This is a genomic window from Microbacterium sp. NPDC057944 (assembly GCF_042887445.1).
Classification (GTDB): domain Bacteria; phylum Actinomycetota; class Actinomycetes; order Actinomycetales; family Microbacteriaceae; genus Microbacterium; species Microbacterium natoriense.
Map to the genome: position 1 here is coordinate 269,564 of NZ_JBHVPJ010000003.1, position 17,964 is coordinate 287,527.

At 69.9% G+C, this 17,964-nt stretch carries 21 protein-coding genes; 7 read left to right on the plus strand and 14 right to left on the minus strand.

The window, feature by feature from the left end; translation table 11 throughout:
• Positions 1–2 precede the first annotated feature (2 nt).
• Both ACFVRO_RS18410 and ACFVRO_RS18415 read right to left on the minus strand, forming a co-directional pair.
• Complete coding sequence (locus ACFVRO_RS18410) at positions 3–1,142, minus strand: Gfo/Idh/MocA family protein (protein WP_386955080.1); 1,140 nt, start codon at positions 1,140–1,142, stop codon at positions 3–5.
• Entirely contained in the window at positions 1,142–1,948 is an 807-nt protein-coding gene (locus tag ACFVRO_RS18415; RefSeq protein ID WP_386955082.1) for a sugar phosphate isomerase/epimerase family protein, read from the minus strand. Before ACFVRO_RS18415 ends, ACFVRO_RS18410 begins: the two co-directional genes overlap by 1 nt.
• Before the next feature lie 112 nt (positions 1,949–2,060).
• On the opposite strand from ACFVRO_RS18415, the gene ACFVRO_RS18420 reads away from it, so the two are divergent.
• Positions 2,061–2,690: a TetR/AcrR family transcriptional regulator gene (locus ACFVRO_RS18420; RefSeq protein ID WP_386955085.1), complete on the plus strand. Its 630-nt coding sequence runs from the start codon at positions 2,061–2,063 to the stop codon at positions 2,688–2,690.
• Here ACFVRO_RS18420 and ACFVRO_RS18425 read toward each other — a convergent pair.
• The 7 genes from ACFVRO_RS18425 to ACFVRO_RS18455 form a co-directional block, all read right to left on the minus strand.
• On the minus strand, positions 2,668–3,684 hold the full coding sequence (locus tag ACFVRO_RS18425) for a sugar phosphate isomerase/epimerase family protein (RefSeq protein WP_386955087.1): 1,017 nt from the start codon (positions 3,682–3,684) through the stop codon (positions 2,668–2,670). The genes ACFVRO_RS18420 and ACFVRO_RS18425 overlap by 23 nt on opposite strands.
• Positions 3,685–3,694: 10 nt before the next feature.
• Positions 3,695–4,645: a sugar phosphate isomerase/epimerase family protein gene (locus tag ACFVRO_RS18430; protein WP_386955088.1), complete on the minus strand. Its 951-nt coding sequence runs from the start codon at positions 4,643–4,645 to the stop codon at positions 3,695–3,697.
• A 19-nt stretch (positions 4,646–4,664) separates the two neighbouring features.
• Positions 4,665–5,492: a carbohydrate ABC transporter permease gene (locus tag ACFVRO_RS18435; RefSeq protein ID WP_386955091.1), complete on the minus strand. Its 828-nt coding sequence runs from the start codon at positions 5,490–5,492 to the stop codon at positions 4,665–4,667.
• Complete coding sequence (locus ACFVRO_RS18440; protein ID WP_386955094.1) at positions 5,489–6,445, minus strand: carbohydrate ABC transporter permease; 957 nt, start codon at positions 6,443–6,445, stop codon at positions 5,489–5,491. The genes ACFVRO_RS18435 and ACFVRO_RS18440 overlap by 4 nt, the downstream gene beginning before the upstream one ends.
• Positions 6,446–6,449: 4 nt before the next feature.
• Positions 6,450–7,760 carry an extracellular solute-binding protein gene (locus ACFVRO_RS18445; RefSeq protein WP_386955097.1) on the minus strand — a complete coding sequence of 437 codons (1,311 nt, stop codon included), beginning with the start codon at positions 7,758–7,760 and terminating at the stop codon, positions 6,450–6,452.
• A 170-nt stretch (positions 7,761–7,930) separates the two neighbouring features.
• Entirely contained in the window at positions 7,931–9,415 is a 1,485-nt protein-coding gene (locus ACFVRO_RS18450) for a GMC oxidoreductase (protein ID WP_386955099.1), read from the minus strand.
• A gap of 14 nt (positions 9,416–9,429) precedes the next feature.
• Entirely contained in the window at positions 9,430–10,542 is a 1,113-nt protein-coding gene (locus ACFVRO_RS18455) for a Gfo/Idh/MocA family protein (protein WP_386955100.1), read from the minus strand.
• Between the two features lie 114 nt (positions 10,543–10,656).
• Here ACFVRO_RS18455 and ACFVRO_RS18460 point away from each other — a divergent pair, with 114 nt between their 5' ends.
• Genes ACFVRO_RS18460 through ACFVRO_RS18470 form a run of 3 tightly spaced genes read left to right on the plus strand, consistent with a single transcriptional unit; the run spans position 10,657 to position 13,460 of the window.
• Positions 10,657–11,874: an ROK family protein gene (locus ACFVRO_RS18460; protein WP_386955103.1), complete on the plus strand. Its 1,218-nt coding sequence runs from the start codon at positions 10,657–10,659 to the stop codon at positions 11,872–11,874.
• A 9-nt stretch (positions 11,875–11,883) separates the two neighbouring features.
• Positions 11,884–12,504, plus strand: coding sequence for a DUF4166 domain-containing protein (locus tag ACFVRO_RS18465; RefSeq protein ID WP_386955106.1), 621 nt, complete (start codon positions 11,884–11,886; stop codon positions 12,502–12,504).
• Positions 12,501–13,460: an epimerase gene (locus tag ACFVRO_RS18470; RefSeq protein ID WP_386955108.1), complete on the plus strand. Its 960-nt coding sequence runs from the start codon at positions 12,501–12,503 to the stop codon at positions 13,458–13,460. The genes ACFVRO_RS18465 and ACFVRO_RS18470 overlap by 4 nt, the downstream gene beginning before the upstream one ends.
• Here the strand turns inward: ACFVRO_RS18470 and ACFVRO_RS18475 are convergent.
• From ACFVRO_RS18475 to ACFVRO_RS18485, 3 genes are all read right to left on the minus strand, one after another.
• Positions 13,457–13,831 (minus strand): PLDc N-terminal domain-containing protein, encoded by a 375-nt coding sequence (locus ACFVRO_RS18475; RefSeq protein ID WP_105672321.1) that lies wholly within the window; start codon positions 13,829–13,831, stop codon positions 13,457–13,459. The genes ACFVRO_RS18470 and ACFVRO_RS18475 overlap by 4 nt on opposite strands.
• Positions 13,832–13,859: 28 nt before the next feature.
• A complete protein-coding gene (locus ACFVRO_RS18480) occupies positions 13,860–14,789 on the minus strand; it encodes an aldo/keto reductase family oxidoreductase (RefSeq protein ID WP_386955111.1) in 930 nt (309 codons plus the stop codon).
• Between the two features lie 116 nt (positions 14,790–14,905).
• Entirely contained in the window at positions 14,906–15,157 is a 252-nt protein-coding gene (locus ACFVRO_RS18485; protein ID WP_386955113.1) for a hypothetical protein, read from the minus strand.
• A gap of 93 nt (positions 15,158–15,250) precedes the next feature.
• On the opposite strand from ACFVRO_RS18485, the gene ACFVRO_RS18490 reads away from it, so the two are divergent.
• The 3 genes from ACFVRO_RS18490 to ACFVRO_RS18500 are packed head-to-tail and all read left to right on the plus strand — an operon-like array spanning position 15,251 to position 16,663.
• Positions 15,251–15,634, plus strand: a complete 384-nt coding sequence (locus ACFVRO_RS18490) for a helix-turn-helix domain-containing protein (RefSeq protein WP_223586105.1) — start codon at positions 15,251–15,253, stop codon at positions 15,632–15,634.
• Positions 15,635–15,642: 8 nt separating this feature from the next.
• Positions 15,643–16,026, plus strand: coding sequence for an ImmA/IrrE family metallo-endopeptidase (locus tag ACFVRO_RS18495; RefSeq protein ID WP_105672324.1), 384 nt, complete (start codon positions 15,643–15,645; stop codon positions 16,024–16,026).
• Positions 16,027–16,060: 34 nt separating this feature from the next.
• Entirely contained in the window at positions 16,061–16,663 is a 603-nt protein-coding gene (locus ACFVRO_RS18500) for a GNAT family N-acetyltransferase (RefSeq protein WP_386955116.1), read from the plus strand.
• Positions 16,664–16,681: 18 nt separating this feature from the next.
• Here ACFVRO_RS18500 and ACFVRO_RS18505 read toward each other — a convergent pair whose 3' ends face one another.
• Positions 16,682–16,885 carry a hypothetical protein gene (locus tag ACFVRO_RS18505; protein ID WP_386955119.1) on the minus strand — a complete coding sequence of 68 codons (204 nt, stop codon included), beginning with the start codon at positions 16,883–16,885 and terminating at the stop codon, positions 16,682–16,684.
• Positions 16,886–16,938: 53 nt separating this feature from the next.
• Positions 16,939–17,943, minus strand: coding sequence for a hypothetical protein (locus ACFVRO_RS18510; protein ID WP_386955121.1), 1,005 nt, complete (start codon positions 17,941–17,943; stop codon positions 16,939–16,941).
• Positions 17,944–17,964 lie beyond the last annotated feature (21 nt).

Genomic DNA, 17,964 nt, shown 5'->3' on the forward strand with positions numbered 1-17,964 from the left:
CCTCAGAACGTCCTGGCGTACGGATCGAACGACGCGTCCAGCGCCCCGACCTCGTCGAGAGTGCTCTCCACGGCGACGAAGGAGCGCGACGCCGCGGCCTCCTCGATCGACAGCAGCGTGTCGAGCACGTGGTAGCCGAACTCGCCGGTCGCCACGTGCGGACGGCCGTCGCGCACCGAGCGCACCATGTCGAGCAGTCCGAGGCCGCGCCCGGAGAGCACGCCGTCCTGCTCGACGTCGACGATCTCCTGCTCGATGGGCTCCGGCGGGATGAACATCCGCGTGAGCGGTCGGGTGATCGAGATCGCGCCGCCGAAGGTGTTCGGATCGGGGATCACGAGCGTCCCCTCCGTGCCGGTGATCTCGACGATGCCCTGACGGAGCATCGGGGAGTCGGTGCTGTACAGGCTCTGCGCCTGACCGCCGCGCTCGAAGTCCATCAGCACGCTCAGCGTCGAGGGCACCTCGACGGGGAACTCCTGTCCGGCCAGAGGCCCCTGCTGCACGCGCCGCGTCTCGGCGCCTTTCAGCCCGAGTGCGGCGACGGACGCGACCGGGCCGAACACGTGCACGAGGGTGGAGACGTAGTACGGCCCCATGTCCAGCAGCGGACCGCCGCCCTTGGCGTACAGGAAGGCGGGGTCGGGGTGGAAGATCTCCGGGCCCTGCCACTGGAAGGTGGTCTGCGCGAAGAGCGGACGGCCGATGTCGCCGCGGGCGATCAGACGCTTGGCGGTCTGCACCCCCGGGCCGAGCACGGTGTCGGGCGCCGCGCCGACGCGGAGGCCGGCGGCATCCGCCTTCTCCAGCAGTCCGCGCGCCTCCTCGCGGCTCACGCCGAGCGGCTTCTCGGTCCACACGTGCTTGCCGGCGGCGATGATCGCCTCCGAGACCTCGACGTGCACCGCGGGGGGCGTGATGTTCACGACGATCGCGATATCGGGGTCGTCGAGCACCGTGTCGATGCCTCCGTGCCGGGGGATGCCGTAGGCCTGTGCCTGCGCCTGCGCGCGCTCCTCGATGACGTCGGCGATCGCGAGCACCGTCAGGTCGGGGAAGCTCGTGAGGTTGCTGAGGTACTGGTCGCTGATGTTGCCGGCGCCGATGACGCCGACGCCCACCGTCGTGCTGTCGGTCGCCATCAGCCGGCCACGTTCTCGTCGAGGTAGACACGGCTGCGCTCGACGGCGTCGAACAGGTCGCCCTCGTAGTGGTCGAACTCGACGATCGCGAGCTCGAGCGCCGGCGCGGCCGCGATCGCCGCGACGAGCGGCACGGCGCCGTCTCCTGCGGGGACCTGGTCGGCGGGCGGGTAGGCGTTCACGAGCTCCGGATCGAGCGTGCCGTCCTTGGCGTGCACGGCGACGACACGGCTGCCGAGGCGCTGCAGCAGGGCGACGGGATCGACGCCGCCTCGGGCGACCCAGTACAGGTCGACCTCGAGCACGACGCGCTCGTCGAGGAGCCCGGCGAGGACTTCGAGACCGGTGACGCCGTCGAAGACCGCCTCCAGCTCGTGGGCGTGGTTGTGGTATCCCACGCGGATGCCGGATGCGGCGCCGATCTCTGCGGCCGCGTTGAGCAGGCGCGCGGTCTCCGCGATCTGCTCGACCGATTCCCAGCGGGCGGGCTCGGTGTAGGGGTCGATGACGGTGCCCATGCCGAGCGTCTTCGCCGCAGCGAACACCTCGGCGGGGGTCGGCACGGGGATGCTGGTGCCGCTGCCGTCGGGGTTGACGAAGGACTCCGAGGCGAGGAAGGCGTGCCCGCTGGGTGCGACCAGGCCGGCGGCGGCGAGGGCCGCGGCGAGCGGCTCGGCGCGGTGCACGAAGTCGTAGGGCTCGACGGCGACGAATCCGCGGGCGGCGACGGCGGCGAGCGTGCCGTCGAGATCGGCGTCGAGCTCGTTCTTGAGCGTGAACAGCTGGATGGATGTCTGAACCGTCATCGGTGGTGCTCCTTCGTGGTCTTCGGTGACGCGCGGGCCGGTGCCGCCCTGTGCACAGGAGGCTATCACCGAAAACCTCCAAGCGGAAGTTTTAATTCGATAGACTCGCGTCATGTCCGGACAGAACGAGCGACCACGCCAGCGGGGGGCCTACGCCAAGGGCGTCGCGCGACGCCAGGAGATCCTGGACAGGGCGATCGAGGTGTTCGCGGCGAGAGGCGCCGACCGCACGAGCCTGCGGGCGATCGCCAAGGAGGTCGGCGTCACGCACGCCGCCCTCACCCACTACTTCGGCTCTCTGGAGGAGCTCCTCGTCGCGGTCTACCTCGCCAGCGGCGATGAGGACGACGAGCGCCAGCCCATCCCCGACGACATGACGCCGGTCGAGCTCATGATCGAGTCGGCCCGCACCAACCGCGAGGTGCCGGGGCTCGTGCAGTTGTACTCCTCGCTCATCGCCACCGCCCTGGAAGAGGGGCACCCCGCGGCGCGGGAGTTCGCGACCACCCGTTTCGCCCGACTGCGCGACGAGCTCTCCGAGCGCGTACGGCTGCAGCAGGAGTCGGGTCTCATCCGCGACGACGTGCCGCCGGACGCGGTCGCCGCTCTCGTCATCGCGGCATCCGACGGCCTGCAGACGCAGTGGCTGCTCGACGACAGCGCCCCGCAGCACGACGCCCTCGCCGCGCTCGAACTGATGCTGCGAACCGGCCCGTCCGTCACTCCGAGCGCTGCGAGCTGAACGCGGCGTCGAAGGAGGAGGCGGGCTGCGGCCAGAGCAGTGAGCGCACGAAGCCCACGGCCTCGGCGGCGCCGTGCAGCCGATCCATGCCTGCGTCCTCCCACTCGATCGAGATGGGACCCGCGTAGCCGATGGCATCCAGGGCGCGGAAGGCGTCCTCCCACGGCACGTCGCCGTGCCCCGTCGAGACGAAGTCCCAGCCGCGCCGCGGGTCGCCCCAGGGCAGGTGCGACCCGAGCACCCCCGCACGGCCGTTGCGCGGCCGCATCCTCGTGTCCTTGCAGTCCACGTGGTAGATCCGGTCGGCGAAGTCGACGATGAAGCCGACAGGGTCGACGTTCTGCCACATCATGTGCGAGGGGTCCCAGTTGAAGCCGAAGGCCTCCCGATGGTCGATCGCCTCCAGCGCGCGGACGCTCGACCAGTAGTCGTAGGCGATCTCCGAGGGGTGCACCTCGTGGGCGAATCGCACGCCCTCGCCGTCGAAGACATCGAGGATGGGATTCCAGCGCGCCGCGAAGTCCTCGAATCCGGCGTCGATGACCGAGGCGGGCACCGGCGGGAACATCGCCACGTACGGCCAGATCGACGACCCGGTGAACCCGACGACGGTGTCGACGTCGAGCTTGCGCGCCACGCGGGCCGCGCGCGTCATGTCCTCCGCCGCGCGCCGACGCACTCCCTCGGCATCCCCATCGCCCCACACGTAGTCGCGCAGGATCGCCCGATGCCGGAAGTCGATGGGAGCATCGCACACCGCCTGGCCGGCGAGATGGTTGGAGATCGCGAAGACCCGCAGCCCGTGCCGGTCCAGGATCTCCCTGCGGGACGCGAGGTAGGCGTCGTCCTCGTCTGCGCGCTTCAGGTCGAGATGATCGCCGGATGCCGCGATCTCGAGACCGTCGTAGCCCCAGGACGCGGCCAGTCGCGCCACCTCCTCGAACGGGAGGTCCGCCCACTGTCCGGTGAACAGGGTGACCGGGTGCTCAGCCATGCTCGTCTCCTCAGGACTTCCTCGCGTCGGCGAGCCAGCGCGCCGTGTAGATCGCACTCTCCCCCGGGTCCATGCTGGCACGGTCCACCTCGATCAGCACCGTGCCGTCGAAGCCGTCGGGCAGCGCGCCGAGGATGCCGTGGAGGTCGAGCCCGCCGAGTCCCGGCTCACGGTACAGCCCGAGGTTGGTGGCCTTCGTGTAGCTCAGCCCCTCCTCGCGGGTGCGGCGGGCGATGTCCAGGTCGATGTCCTTGACGTGCAGGTCCTGCACGCGCCCGGCCCACTTCTCCAGCATCGCGCGCGAGTCGATGCCCGCCCACTCCAGGTGGCCGATGTCGAAGGCCGCGCCCATGCGGGAGGCGTCGATGGCGTTCAGCACGTACTCGGTCTCCGCCTCGGTCTCGACCCATGTCCCGACGTGATTGTGCAGCCCGGGGCGCACGCCCTCGGCGTTCAGCACGTCGACGGCCTCGCCCAGAAGTTCGACCTGCTCGTCGAGGCGGTCCTGGTCGAAGTCGAACCCGACCGCCGGGCGCTCCCAGCGCACGCCGGTGTAGTCGACCTCCGCCGCGAGGAAGATCCGGGACAGCCCCATGTGGTTCGACTCCTCGGCCTTGCGCCGCACTCCGTCGAACCAGTGCGCCCGCTCGAAGGTCCCCTTCTCCAGGCGACCGCCGTGCGCCGATCCCAGCGGGACCTGCACGTACCCGGGAGAGACCTTCAGACCGGCGTCCTCGATCATGCGGGCGTAGTTCTGCAGGGTCTGGGTGCCGAGCACCTCCATCATCGTCAGCTCGAACCCGGCGTCGCGGATCTGCGCGAGGACGTCGGGATACTCCTCGACGAAGGTGGGATCAGCGAAGCGCCACAGGCTGGGTCCGTCCGGGTCGGACGGATCGGCCAGCACGTTGATCCACTGGATGGCGTTGAGGGAGAAGGTCAGGTCGGAGATCGATGCCATGGCGAAGCCTTTCGCGTCGTCACTTCAGTCCAGCGGTGGCGACACCCTGGATGAAGTACTTCTGGAGGAACAGGAAGAGGATGAGGATCGGCAGCAGCACGACCATCGCGGCCGCGAGCAGGAGCCCGAAGGACACGGTGTTCGAGGCCTGCGAGGCCACGGACAGGCCGATCGGAGCCGTGTAGGTGCCCTGCGACTGGGCCACGACGAGTGGCCACAGGAAGTTGTTCCACGAGGCGAGGAACGACAGGATGCCGACCGTGGCGAGCGCGGGTCCGGACAGCGGGAGGAAGATGCGGAAGAAGATCCGCGGCTCGCTCGCCCCGTCGATCCTCGCCGCCTCCATGAGCTCGAAGGGCACGGAGTAGGCGAACTGCCTCATGATGAACACGGAGAGCGGCGCGATGAGCACCGGCAGGATGATGCCGGTGAGAGTGTCGACCAGGCCCATCTGCACCACGATCACGAACTGCGGAACGAACAGGGCGACGTAGGGCACGATCATCGAGACGATGACCAGCGGGAAGACGAGACCGCGTCCTCGGAAGCGCAGCTTGGCGAGCGCGTAGCCCGCCATCGCGCTGAACAGGATGTTGCCCAGCACCGCGACGACCGAGACGATGATGCTGTTTGCCATGTAGGTGCCGAAGCCGCGCTCTGCGAAGAGCTGGATGTAGTTCTCGATCTGGAAGGTCTCGGGGAACCACGCGCCCGGGTTCGACAGGAACTCCGCCTGGGTCTTGAACGACCCGAAGAAGAGCCACACGAAGGGCAGCAGCATGAAGACGGTGATGATGGCCAGGATCGCGTAGAGCACCGCCTGGCGGGCGGGAGCGAGGGTTCTCAATGTTTCGGCCTCAGCATTCTGAACTGGACGATGGCGACGAGGCCGACGAGGAGCAGCAGCAGCACGGAGCCCGCCATTGACGCCGAGACGTTGCCGAACCCGAACTGCTCGTACACCCAGAGGGCCATGGAGCGCGTCGATCCCAGCGGGCCGCCCTTGGTGAGCAGGTACGGCTCCTCGAAGATGTTCAGGAACATCACGGTCATCAGGACGGTGACCAGCAGCGTGGTGGGGCGCAGCAGCGGCAGCACGATCGACCACAGCCGTCGTGCGGCGCTCGCCCCGTCGGTCGCCGCGGCCTCCAGCACCTCCTCCGGGATCGCCTGGAGCCCTGCGAGGAAGAGGATCATCGCGGTGCCGGCGGTGCGCCACACGCCCATGAGGACGACGGTCGTGATCGCCCAGCCCGAGTCCCCCAGCCAGTTCGGCTCGGGGAGTCCCAGAGCGCCCAGGGTGGAGTTCACGGGACCCGTGATGGAGAACGCGTACTGCCAGATGACGGCGGCGGCCACGATGTTCGTGATCACCGGGACGTAGACGGCCGCGCGGAAGAAGGTGCGAAGACGCCGGATGCCGTTGTTGAGCATGATCGCCAGCGCGAGGCCGATGGCCATGCTGATCGGCACGCACAGCACGACGAACATGATCGTGTTCAGGAACGACGACTGGAAGGTCGGGTTGCCGATCACCTTCGCGAACGTCTCGAACCCGACGAAGTTCACCGCGAGGGGGTCGCGGATGTCCCTGGCGCTCATGTCGGTCATGCTGGCGCCGACCGCCAGCATGGCGGGGACCGCCGTGAAGACGAGGAAGATCAGCAGGAACGGGACGAGGAACAGCCAGCCCGTCACGGCTTCAGCGCGCGTCCCCTCGTGGGTGCGTGCCCGACCGCCGCCGCGGGGGCGGCGCTGCGCCCCCGCGGTGACGACCATGCGTGTGGTGGTGGAGGACATCGTCCTAGTTGCCCATCCCGATCTGCTCCGCCTGCTTCTGCGCCTCGTCGAGAGCATCCTGAGCGGAGGCGCCTCCGCGCACGACCTTCTCCATCTGCTGGCCGATCATGTCGCCGACCTGCGCCCAGGTGGACACGGCCGGACGGTTGACGCCGGTCTCGAGCGATGCCCGCACGGTGTCCAGCAGCGCGGAGCCCTGCAGCGCGGGGTCGTCCCACGCGGCCTTGACCGCTGGCATGTTCTTGAAGATCTCGTACCACTTGACCTGCTGCTCGGGAGCGGACATCCAGCGCGCGAACTTCCACGCGGCGTCCTTGTTGCCGCTGTCGGCCGGGACCATCCAGCTGCCGCCGCCCATGCTCGATCCGGCGTCGCCGCTCGGGCCCACCGGGTTGGGCACGAAGGCGAGGTGCTCGTCGCCCCAGCCTGCGCCGTTCGCGTCGTCGAACCACGAGGCGAACCAGGGGCCGCCGTCGACGATCGCGGCGTTCTTGCCCTGAGACGACCAGGGCACGGTGTCGAGGAAGGCGGGGCCGTCGGGAGAGGCGAGCCCGTCGGTGATGAGGCCGGCCCAGTACTCCAGAGCCTCGACGTTCTCCGGGCTGTTGATGGTCCACTCGGAGAGGTCGTCGCTGATCATCGCGCCGCCGTTCTGCGCCGCCATCACCGCGAGCTGCTGCGCGCTGTACTGGTCGTAGTTCACGGCGAGCGCGAGCGGGAACTCGGAGCCGCCCGCCTTGAGCTTCTCCGCGAAGTCACGGAGCCCGTCCCAGTCCTTCGGCTCCTCGGCGCCGGCCGCCTCGGCGAGGTCGGTGCGGTAGATCAGCAGGTTCGCGTAGGCGTACCACGGCACCCCGTAGGCGACGCCGTCGACGACGGAGTTGTTCCAGATCGCGTCGAAGAAGTCGCCCTTGTCGACGAGGCCGTCCGGCACGGGGTCGAATCCGCCCGTGGCGAGAAGACCGGGCTGGTTCTCCGTGAACGCGTAGATCAGGTCGGGCACGGTGCCCGCAGTGATCGCCGCCGTCATCTTCGACGCGAACTCCTCGCCGGGGACCTCGGTCATCTTGATCTCGACGTCCGGGTTGTCCTTCTTGAACTCCTCGAACATCTCGGGGAGCTTCGCGCCGTCGGCGCCCTGCGTCCACAGCTCGACGACGCCCTCGGCGGGCTTGTCGTCGATCGTGGTCGAGTCGCCGCCGGCGGACGGGGTGTCGCCGCCGCGGCCGCAGCCGGTCAGCAGCAGGGCGCTGGATGCGACGAGCGCTACTCCGAGCATCGTCGCTCGGCGTCGCGAGGAAGGGTAGGTGTGCATCGCGATCATCTCCTTGGTTGGTGTTCTCGGGTGGTGCGGTGTTCTCGGGTGGGTCAGAGGGCCGCGCCGTCGGCGCGGGATCGTCGGATGGGTCAGAGGGCCGCGCCGTCGGCGCGGGATCGTCGGATGGGTCAGAGGGCCGCGCCGTCGGCGCGGGATCGTCGGATGGGTCAGAGGGACTCGACGAGGGCGCGGGCTATGCGGATCGAGAGGGTCGCCCCTGTGAGCGTCGAGTTGCAGGTCAGGGCGGTGGGGATCACGCCGTTGCCGGCGAGGAAGAGATTGCCGAATCCCCACACGCGGCCGTCGGTGTCGACCACGCTGGTGCCGTCGTCGACCGGCCCCATGCGCACAGTGCCGGTGTAGTGCAGGGACGCCCCGGCCGGCAGCACCTCGGACTCGACGCTCGCGAAGTCGCCGACGGCTTCGGCGGCGGCCCGCTGCACCTCCTGGGTGCGGCGGATCTCGGCCAGGTCGCGCTCCGAGTAGTCGAAGTGCACGGTCATGTGCGGCATCCCGAGCGCGTCCGTGAGCGTGTCGGAGAACTCGATCCGGTTCTCCGGCCGGATCTCGGTGGCGCAGTACCAGCCGACACCGAGCACGTGGCGGCCGTCGAACTCGCGCTCCATGAGCTGGCCGTGCGCGGGCCGCTCCGCCCCGATCGACGGACTCCAGTACGAGCCGATGAAGGGCTCGCCGGGCGGCGGCGTGGGGATGTCGGCGTCGGTGAGCCCGAGCCGGGCCGCATCGATCACGACGTCGCCGTCGATCGAGGCGTGCTCGTTGAGCCGCACGCCGAGGGCGGCGGGGCGGATGCCTGAGGCCCACAGCAGCTGCGGGGTGCGCAGCGCGTCTCCCGCGATGAGCACCTGCGCCCCTCGGTACACGGTCTCCTCGCCGGTGACCACGTCGCGGCCGACGAGGCCGGTGACCTGCGTGCCGTCGTGCTCGACGCGGGTGATAAAGACCCCGGTCTTCAGCTCGACGTTCGGTGCGCTCCCGTCGAAGAGGAAGGGCGCAATGTCACGGGGACCGGTGCGGGCGAACGGGCGGTCCGAGTGCGGCACGCCGGCCATCGGCATGTGACCGAACTCGCGCGCGGGGTCGAGGCTCGGCACGGCCGCGCGGATGGCCTCGAAGATCGGCTCGCTGAACGGGTTCTCCACGAGCGGACCCACGTAGGTCCGCAGCCGTCGACGTGCGGTCTCCTGGTCGGCATCCCACTCCGCGCGGTCGAGGAAGCCGGGGATCTCCTCGGCGTAGGGCCACGGCGTCGCCGCCGTCCAGTGCACGCCCATTCCGCCCACGTTCCAGGAGACCGAGGCCCCGGGGAACGCGGCGAAATTGTGCCCGAAGAACGCCGCGGGGAACACGCCGGGGACGTCGGCCGACCAGGCGTCCCCGTCGATCTCGTTCATCGACACCGCACCCTTGACGTACTCGATCTGCCGCGCGCGGCGCATGAGGTCCTCGTAGGAGGCGTTCATCGCGCTCTCGTCGGCCTCGACGAGGTGCTCGCCGGCGACGCGCGTGATCTCACGGCCCGCCTCGAGGACGAGGATGGACGCCGCCGGGGCCTGCTCGTGCACCTGCGCCGCGATGATCGCGCCGTTCGGCCCTGAGCCGACGATGACGAGGTCGTAGTTGTCGGTCATCGGGTTCCTCCCGCTCATGCCCGCACCGGGGCGACGTCGATCCAGCGTTCTTCTGCGGCCGCGCGGAGCACGGCCTCGGTGAGCTGCGCGGCGCGCACGCCGGCAGCGAAGGTCGGGAGCCCGTCGGGGGCCTCCCCCTCGATCGCCGCGTAGACATCTGCGACGAATCCGTTGAAGGCGTCCTGATAGCCCTGCGCGTGACCGGTGGGGACGCGGGAGAACCGCTCGACCCCCGGATGCGCCGTGGCCGGATCGCGGAAGAGCTGCTCGTTGCCGCGGCGGCGGCCGATCCACAGCTCCTCAGGGCGCTCCTGGTCGAAGCGGATGCTGGAGTCGGCGCCGTGCAGCTCGAGCGTGAGCGCGTTCTTGCGACCAGCGGCCATCTGCGAGATGAGCAGGGTTCCGATCGCGCCCGAACGCATCTCCACGAGGATCGACACCGCATCCTCGTTGGCGACGTCGTGACCGCCGCGCTGCGCGTACACGCGTCGGGTGCGCGCCGTGAGCCGCACGATCGGCTCGCCGGCGACGAACTCGAGGAGGTCGCACAGGTGGGAGCCGATGTCGGCGAAGGCGCGCGAGGGCCCTCCGTCGGCCGATGTGGCTCTCCAGTCGTCGTCGCCGGGGAGCAGCATCCAGTCCTGCAGGTAGGCGCAGTCGACCGTCAGCAGCGCGCCGATCTCTCCTGCGGCGATCCTGGCCCTCGCCTCCCGCACCATGGGGTGGTAGCGGTAGACGAACGGCACGGCGGCGACGACGCCGCGCTCCGCGGCCGCGTCGGCGAGGGCGATGGCGTCGTCGAGCGTCGTCGCCAGCGGCTTCTCGCAGATGACGTGCATGCCCGCGTCGATGACGCGCAGCGCGAGCTCTGCGTGGGTGGCGTTCGGTGTGCAGACGTGCACGACGTCGGCCTCGCCCGAGAGGACCTCCGCGATGCCCTGCGCCGCACGCTCGATGCCGAGGCTGCGAGCGGCCTCGATCGAGCGCTGGGGCGTGGAGCTGGCGATCACGGCCAGCTCGGCGCCGGCCGCGCGTGCCGCGCGGCTGTGCACCTGTGCCATGAATCCCCCGCCGAGGAAGCCGGATCGGATCGTCCCGACCTCGGTGTCAGTGACGTCCGTTGTCATGTCGATGATTCTGACACAGCTCGACACACTTTTGCTAGTTTCTCGTCAAAAGTTTTCTCTTGATCGGCAGATGGGTTCCGCGATGACGCGAAAGCCATGTGATTTACTGACCCTATGAGTGACGCCGACCGCGCCTTCGCCGGCGCCTCGAACGGAGCCGGCGACATCTTCCAGCTCCTCCTCGACGGCCATGCCCGCACCAAGGCCGACCTCGTGCACCTCACCGGTCTCGCGAGATCGACCGTGTCGTCACGGGTCGACGCCCTGCTCGCCTCCGGCCTGGTGATCGCGGCCGGCGAGGCGGCATCCACCGGGGGCCGCCCCCCGTCGCGCGTCGCGTTCAATCCTCGAGCAGGTCTCGTGCTGGCGGTCGACCTCGGCGCCTCGCACGCCACCGTCGCCGTCTCCGACCTCGCCGGCAGGATCCTCGCCTCCGCCACCGAGCTCCTCGACATCGCCAGCGGCCCCGAGGCGGTGCTCGACCGCGTGGTCGCCGTCGGGACGGACCTCCTGAAGGGCGACGTCCCCCAGGGCATCCCCGTCGTCGGCGTCGGCGTCGGCGTGCCCGGCCCGGTGGAGCACTCCACGGGGCGCCCGTACAACCCTCCGATCATGCCGGGGTGGGATCGCTTCGACATCCCCGCGTACGTGCAGCGGACCTTCGCCGTGCCGGTGCTCGTCGACAACGACGTGAACGTCCTCGCCCTGGGCGAGCAGACGGCGAGCTTCCCCGACACCTCCGACCTCATCTTCGTGAAGGTCGCGACCGGCATCGGCGCCGGCATCATCGCCGGAGGCGTCCTGCAGCGGGGCGCGCAGGGCTCTGCGGGAGACATGGGCCACGTGCGCGTACCGCGCACCCCCGACTCTCCGCGCGAATCCGACGAGGACAGGGATCTGGAGGACCTCGCGGGGGGCAGCGCGATCGCGGCGACGCTCAGCGCCCAGGGGGTCGCCGCCGAGACGAGCCACGACGTCGTCGAGCTCGTGCGCTCCGGCAACGCGGCGGCGATCGAGGCGCTCCGCCAGGCCGGGCGCGATGTGGGCGAGGTGCTGGCCACGGTCGTGAACCTGCTGAACCCCTCGGTCATCGTGCTCGGCGGGAGCATCGCCCGCGCCGGGGAGCACCTGCTCGCCGGCGTCCGCGAGGTCGTCTACCGCCGCTCCATCCCCCTCGCCACGCAGCACCTCGCGATCGTGCAGTCGCCCACGGGCGAGCGCGCCGCCGTCCTCGGTGCGGCGGTGCTGGTCGCACGAGAGGTGCTGTCCCCCGCCAACGTCGACAGCCGCGTCGCCGCGGCCGCGCAGGGGGCGGCGCGCGCGACCCCGTAGGCTCGGAGCGTGACGCCGGTTCCGCAGTCTCCGTATGCCAGGGCGCTCGGCGACCGCATCGAGGAGCTGCATCCGCGCCTCCGCGAGTACTTCCGCGGCGTCCCCGACGGCCATGTCGGTGTCGGCGAAGGGGTCTTCCAGCGCGTCGGCACTCCGCGGCGCTGGCTGTGGCCCCTGCTGCGCGCCCTGGAGCGCCGCGGCGTCGTGGCCGCCCGATGGGAGCGCGACGTGCCGTTCCGGGTCGAGAACGTGACCGTGGCCTCGCGGGCGATCGGCATGCGCCGGTTCGACTTCCCCACCGGCGCCTGGACCATGCGCGATGCCGTCGTCCTCTCCCGCCACGGCCGCGTGGTCGATGAGCTCGGCGAACCGGGCGTCGTCGTCGCGTGCTTCGACGTGGACGTGCGAGACGGCGCTCTCCGCCTCACGAGCCGCGCGGTCGGCGTCCGCCTCGGTCGCCTGCGGCTCCGCGCGCCGCGCGCGCTCTCCCCCGTCGTGCGCCTGACCGAGAGGTTCGACGACGAGGTCGGACGCCAGCGCATCGCCCTCACCGTCGATGCGCCGTTCATCGGACGCGTGTACGAGTACCGCGGAGACTTCGACTATCGCATCGAGGAGGCACAGGGATGAGCACGGGTCACGTCGTGATCGGCGGTTCCACCGGATTCATGGGCGGGTATCTGCAGCAGCGGCTGCGCGAGGCCGGGCGAGAGGTCATCACGATCTCCCGCTCGCACGCCGACCTCCGCTGGGGTGACCAGGCGGGCATCGACCGCGCCGTCGACGGCGCCGCTCTCGTCATCGGCCTCGCCGGCAAGAGCGTGAACTGCCGCTACACCCCGGAGAACCGGGCGGAGATCTTCCGGTCGCGCCTGGACACGACCTCCTCCCTCGCCACAGCCATCGCTCGGGCCGATACCCCGCCGCCGCTGTGGGTGAACTCCTCGACCGCCACGATCTACCGCCACGCCGAAGACCGCCCGATGACGGAGTCCACGGGTGAGACCGGAACGGGCTTCTCCGTCGATGTCGCCACGGCGTGGGAGAAGGCCCTGTTCGCGCAGGACCTCCCGTCGACACGCAGGGTGGCGCTCCGCAGCGCGATCGTGCTGGGCGACGGCGGAGTCCTCGGCCCGCTCCGCACCCTGGCGAAGCTCGGCCTCGGCGGCCCCCAGTACGACGGCCGCTGGCCCGTGAGCAGAGCGCGGCGTGCGGCCGGCACCGGCCACTTCCCCGGGGCGAAGCGCGGACGGCAGCGGTTCAGCTGGGTGCACGTCGAAGACGTCGCCCGCATCATCGACTTCCTCGAGCAGACCCCGTCGCTCGACGGCCCGGTCAACGCGGCGTCGCCGAACCCCGTCGACAACGTCGGCTTCATGGCGGCGGTCCGGGCGGTGCTCGGGGCGCGCATCGGGCCGCCGATGCCGCGGTGGATGCTCGAGCTCGGAGCCATCGGCATCCGCACCGAGACGGAGCTCGTGCTGAAGAGCCGCTGGGTGCTGCCCGAGAAGCTCACCGCCGCGGGCTTCGAGTTCCGCTATCCGCTTCTCGACGAGGCGCTGCGGGAGTCCTTCGCGCGGGCTTAGCCCTCTGCCGCCGGCGGCTGGTCGCGCTTGCGCTTCTCGAGCTCCTCGCGGAGCCGCCACTCCTCGATCTCACGGTCGAGGTCGGCGATCTGCTGCTCGGTGGTCCGCAGGTCGGCGGGCGGAGCCGGCGGAGCGGGCGCCGTGCGGGTCGTCGGAGCGGCGCGGCGCATCTGCGGGATCCGGATGCCGCCGTCGCCGTACTCCCTGCCGAGCGCGAACCAGAGCAGGCCGCCGATCAGCGGCAGGAGGATGACGAGGATGATCCACACCATCTTCGGGAGGTACTTCACCTGCGAGTCCTCGCGCGTGATGATGTCGATCAGCGCGCCGACCATCAGCGCGATGACGAGGAGCGAGAACAGGAACGGCATGATCTCAGGGTAGACGACGCCCGCCGGATCAGGGCAGCAGGTGCCCGGCCGCCCGGAACAGCTCGTACCACTCGGCCCTGGTCAGCTCCACGTCGGCTCCGGCCGCGGCATCCCGCACCCGCTCGGGCGTCGTGGTGCCCAGCACCACCTGCATCTTCGCAGGGTGGCGGGTGATCCACGCCGTCGCGATCGCGATCGGGGCGACGCCGTAGGAGGCCGCGAGCCGGTCGATCACCGCGTTGAGGTCGGCGTACTCGGGGTTGCCGAGGAACACCCCGGTGAAGAAGCCGCCCTGGAACGGCGACCAGGCCTGGATCGTGATGCCGTTGATGCGGCAGTAGTCGACGATCCCGCCGCCGTCGCGGACGACGCTCTGCTCCTCGCCCGCCATGTTGGCGGCGATCGGCTGGGCGATGATCGGTGCGTGGGTGATCGACAGCTGCAGCTGGTTCGCGACGAGGGGCTGACGAACGGCGGTGCGCAGCAGGTCGATCTGCCGGGGCGTGTGATTCGAGACGCCGAAGGCGCGGACCTTGCCCGCGGACTCCAGCTCGTCGAAGGCGCGAGCGACCTCGTCGGGCTCGACGAGGGCGTCGGGGCGATGCAGGAGAAGCACGTCGATGTACTCGGTCTGAAGGGCCCGCAGCGAGCCCTCCACCTGGCCGATGATGTGCTCGTAGGAGAAATCGAACATCCCTCGATCGGGGACGATGCCGCACTTGGTCTGCAGCACGATCTCCTCGCGCTCCGCCCGGCTGAGCTGCAGCGCTCCGGCGAACCGCTCCTCACAGAAGTGCATCCGCCCGCCGTAGATGTCGGCGTGGTCGAAGAAGTCGATCCCCGAGGCCCTGGCCGTGTCGTAGAGCGCGCGGATCTGCGCATCATCCTTGTCGTCGATGCGCATCATGCCGGCGATGACGGCGGGGGCGGCGGCGGAGCCGAAGGGCACAGTCTTCATGCGTGCAACGCTACCCTCATGCGCGCAGCGCTACCGGGCGGAGTGCTGAGGGTGCGCGTGCGATCCCCGGAGCGCGCGCTCATCTTCACGCTGATGCGGCCGTGTGCCGCTGATCATCAGCGCTGATGATCTGTCGCTCGCGAGGCGTCGCCGCTCGGCTGCGGGAACAGGGTCGCTATCGGGATGCCGAGCGCGACGGCGATGTCTGCGAGGTCGGTGACGGTGAAATCGGTGCGCAGCGTGAGCTTGTCACGCAGGTCGTCACGGTCGATGCTCGCCCGCGCGGCCAGCCATCGCTCCGTGTGTCCGGAGGCGGCGAGCGCGGACCTGACGGCGTCAGCCACCTTTCGTCGCACTTCTGTCGTCACCTGACGACACTATCGCCCCGACTGTGAGCGATCAAGCATTCAGCAACCAGAATGACGGCATCTTGGCTTCACCCCGGTGCTATCGTGACACGGGTGAAGACACAGGGCGAGCAGTTCAACGCGGCCGTGGGTCGCCAGCTGCGGGCCGAGATCGCCGCCGGCGGCAGCAGCATCGCCGCGATGGCGCGCGAGGTCGGCATCGCGAGAAGCGGACTCGACAACTACGTCACCGGCAAGCGCTCCATCCCGATCCCCGTGCTCTACGGCGTCTGCGTCGCCCTCGACGTCGAGCCGCACGTCGTCCTCGCCCGCGCAGAGGAGCGGCTCCGCGCCGACGACGCCCGGCGAGCGGGCGCCGGAACGGTCACGCCCATCCGCCGCCGCTCCGATGTCCCCGGTCGACGCGAAGATGATGCTGAGGTCGCCTTCGAATCGCACCTCACCCACGACGGCGACACGGACGACCTCTACCAGTAGGAGAGCGCATGGACCAGCTCCTTCCCCTCATCGAGGAGCATGGCCTGCGCATCGTCGAGAGACCCGGAGGAACCCCGGGCGGTTTCGACCCGTGGTCGCGTACGATCCGCCTCGCTCCCGGCATGAGCGAGCGCATGAAGCGGAGCGTGCTCGCGCACGAGCTGGCGCACGCCGTCCTCGGACACCTTCCGACGACGAGGGCCTCGCTCCGCGACCGACAGGAGCGTCGAGCCGACGAATGGGCGGCTCAGCTGCTGATCACGCCCGCCTCGTACGCCGAGGCGGAGGCGACCCGCGGCCCTCACGCGCCCAGCATCGCCTTCGAGCTGGGGGTCACCGTCGAACTGGTCTTCGGGTTCCAGCGTCTGCTCCAGCGGGCCCGTGCGGCGTGACGCCGCATCGTCGCCGCGCTGGTTGAATGGCCGCATGGCATTCCGCACCGCTCCGCTCCCCGTCACCCTCACCGGACGCCTCGTCGAACTGCGCCCGCTCGACCGCTCGCACCACGACGGCCTCCTCGACGCCCTGCAGGAGGGCGACCTGTGGCAGACCGCCTGGTACACGTCTGTGCCGTCTCCCGACGGCCTCGCCGCGGAGATCGACCGCCGCCTCGGTCTGATCGAGTCGGGTGAGATGGTGCCGTTCACCGCGTTCGACACGTCCGGCCGCGTGCTCGGCCTCACCTCGCTGTACGACCTGGTAGCCGATGTGCCCCGTGTGCACATCGGCTACACGTGGAATCGCCCTTCGGCGCACGGCACCGGCACGAACGCCGAATCGAAGCTGCTCCTGATGCAGCACGCGTTCGAGACGCTCGGCGCGTTCCGCGTCGGACTGACGACCCAGTGGGTGAACTTCCAGTCGCGCGCCGCCATCGAGCGACTCGGCGCCAAACAGGACGGCGTGATGCGGGCGATGAGCCGCTACCGCAACGGCGCCCTGCGCGACAGCGTCGAGTACTCCGTCATCGAGCCGGAGTGGCCCGCCGTCAAGGCGAACCTCGAGGCGCGTCTCTCGAAGAGACGCTGAGGCGCGGAGGCGCGGGGGCTACTCCGCGGCCTTGCCGGACCAGTTGTTCGAGCGGCGGGTGGCCGAGCCGCCCTGGCGCATCATGAACGCGAGAGACAGGCTCACGATCAGCAGGCCCGCGATGAACACGATCGCCTGGAAGTCCTCGAGCGACTGTGCGAGACCCATCAGATAGATGCCTCCGAGGAAGAGGATCATGAAGAAGATGAAGCTGAGGATCACGGGGTCTCCTGTCGTAGCGGCCGCCTACCAGGATACCTCCGCCCGTTCGCTGCTCAGACCGCGCGCGAGAACGTGATGACCTCGTCCCGCCGGGACTTCGCCACGACGAGACCCGCGAGCTCCAGCCTGCGGAAGACGCGTCGAGGCAGCACCGGCAGCTCGGAGGTGCGCCCGGGAGGCGCCTTGGCCAAGCCGGCGAACAGCGACAGGTCGACGCCGGGACCGCGCACCTCGATGCGCGCGTAGTCGCTGCGGCAGCGCCAGCGCAGGTGCTCCAGCTCGGAGAAGCGCACGACGGATGCCGAATCGCCGAGCCGGATGCGGATCTCATCGTTCCCGAACGCCACCGTGCACTCCTTCGTGCGCTTCCTGAGCGTCGCGGTGAGCACGAGGTAGGCGGGGAGTCCGAGCACCAGCCCCACGAGGACGATCGCCAGACGGGGCGGGAAACGCATCACGACGTCGCTGAAGGAGATGAGCAGGGCGATGCCGATGAGGCCGACGAAGACCGTGATCCCGATGATCGACAGGGTCAGCTCGCGCATCCGCATCTCGATCGCCGGGAACCGCACGAACGAGCCGTCGCCGCGCTCATCGCGCTCCCACTCCGGAGGGACGCGCACCGGAGTCTTCTTGCGCTCGCGCCGGGTGAGGGCATCGGTCACCCTGCCCAGAAGACCCAGCACGATCCACCCCGTCGCGGGGATCGCCGCCATCCAGAGCACGAGGAGCACGCCCTTCACCGTGTCGGGGAGCGGGTCGAGCAGGCGCGACCCGTACTCCGTGACGACGAGCATGGTCGCCACCAGGACGATCGCGACGGCGAGGTGCAGCACGAGCCCGTTGCGCCGCATCCCGAAGGTCGTGTTGACGAACGCGAGGCCGAAGCACCACCCGCCGACGAGCATGAGGAGGAACTGCGGGAGGTCGATGTCCTGCGTCCCCAGTGTCAGCGCCGTCGCGGCCGCGAGCAGTGCCGTCCCCCAGAGCACCGGGTTGAACAGCATCCGCCGCCACACCGGCACGACGATCCGTGCCGGTGCCGTCGTCTCGCTCATCTCCGCAATCCTAGGATGTAC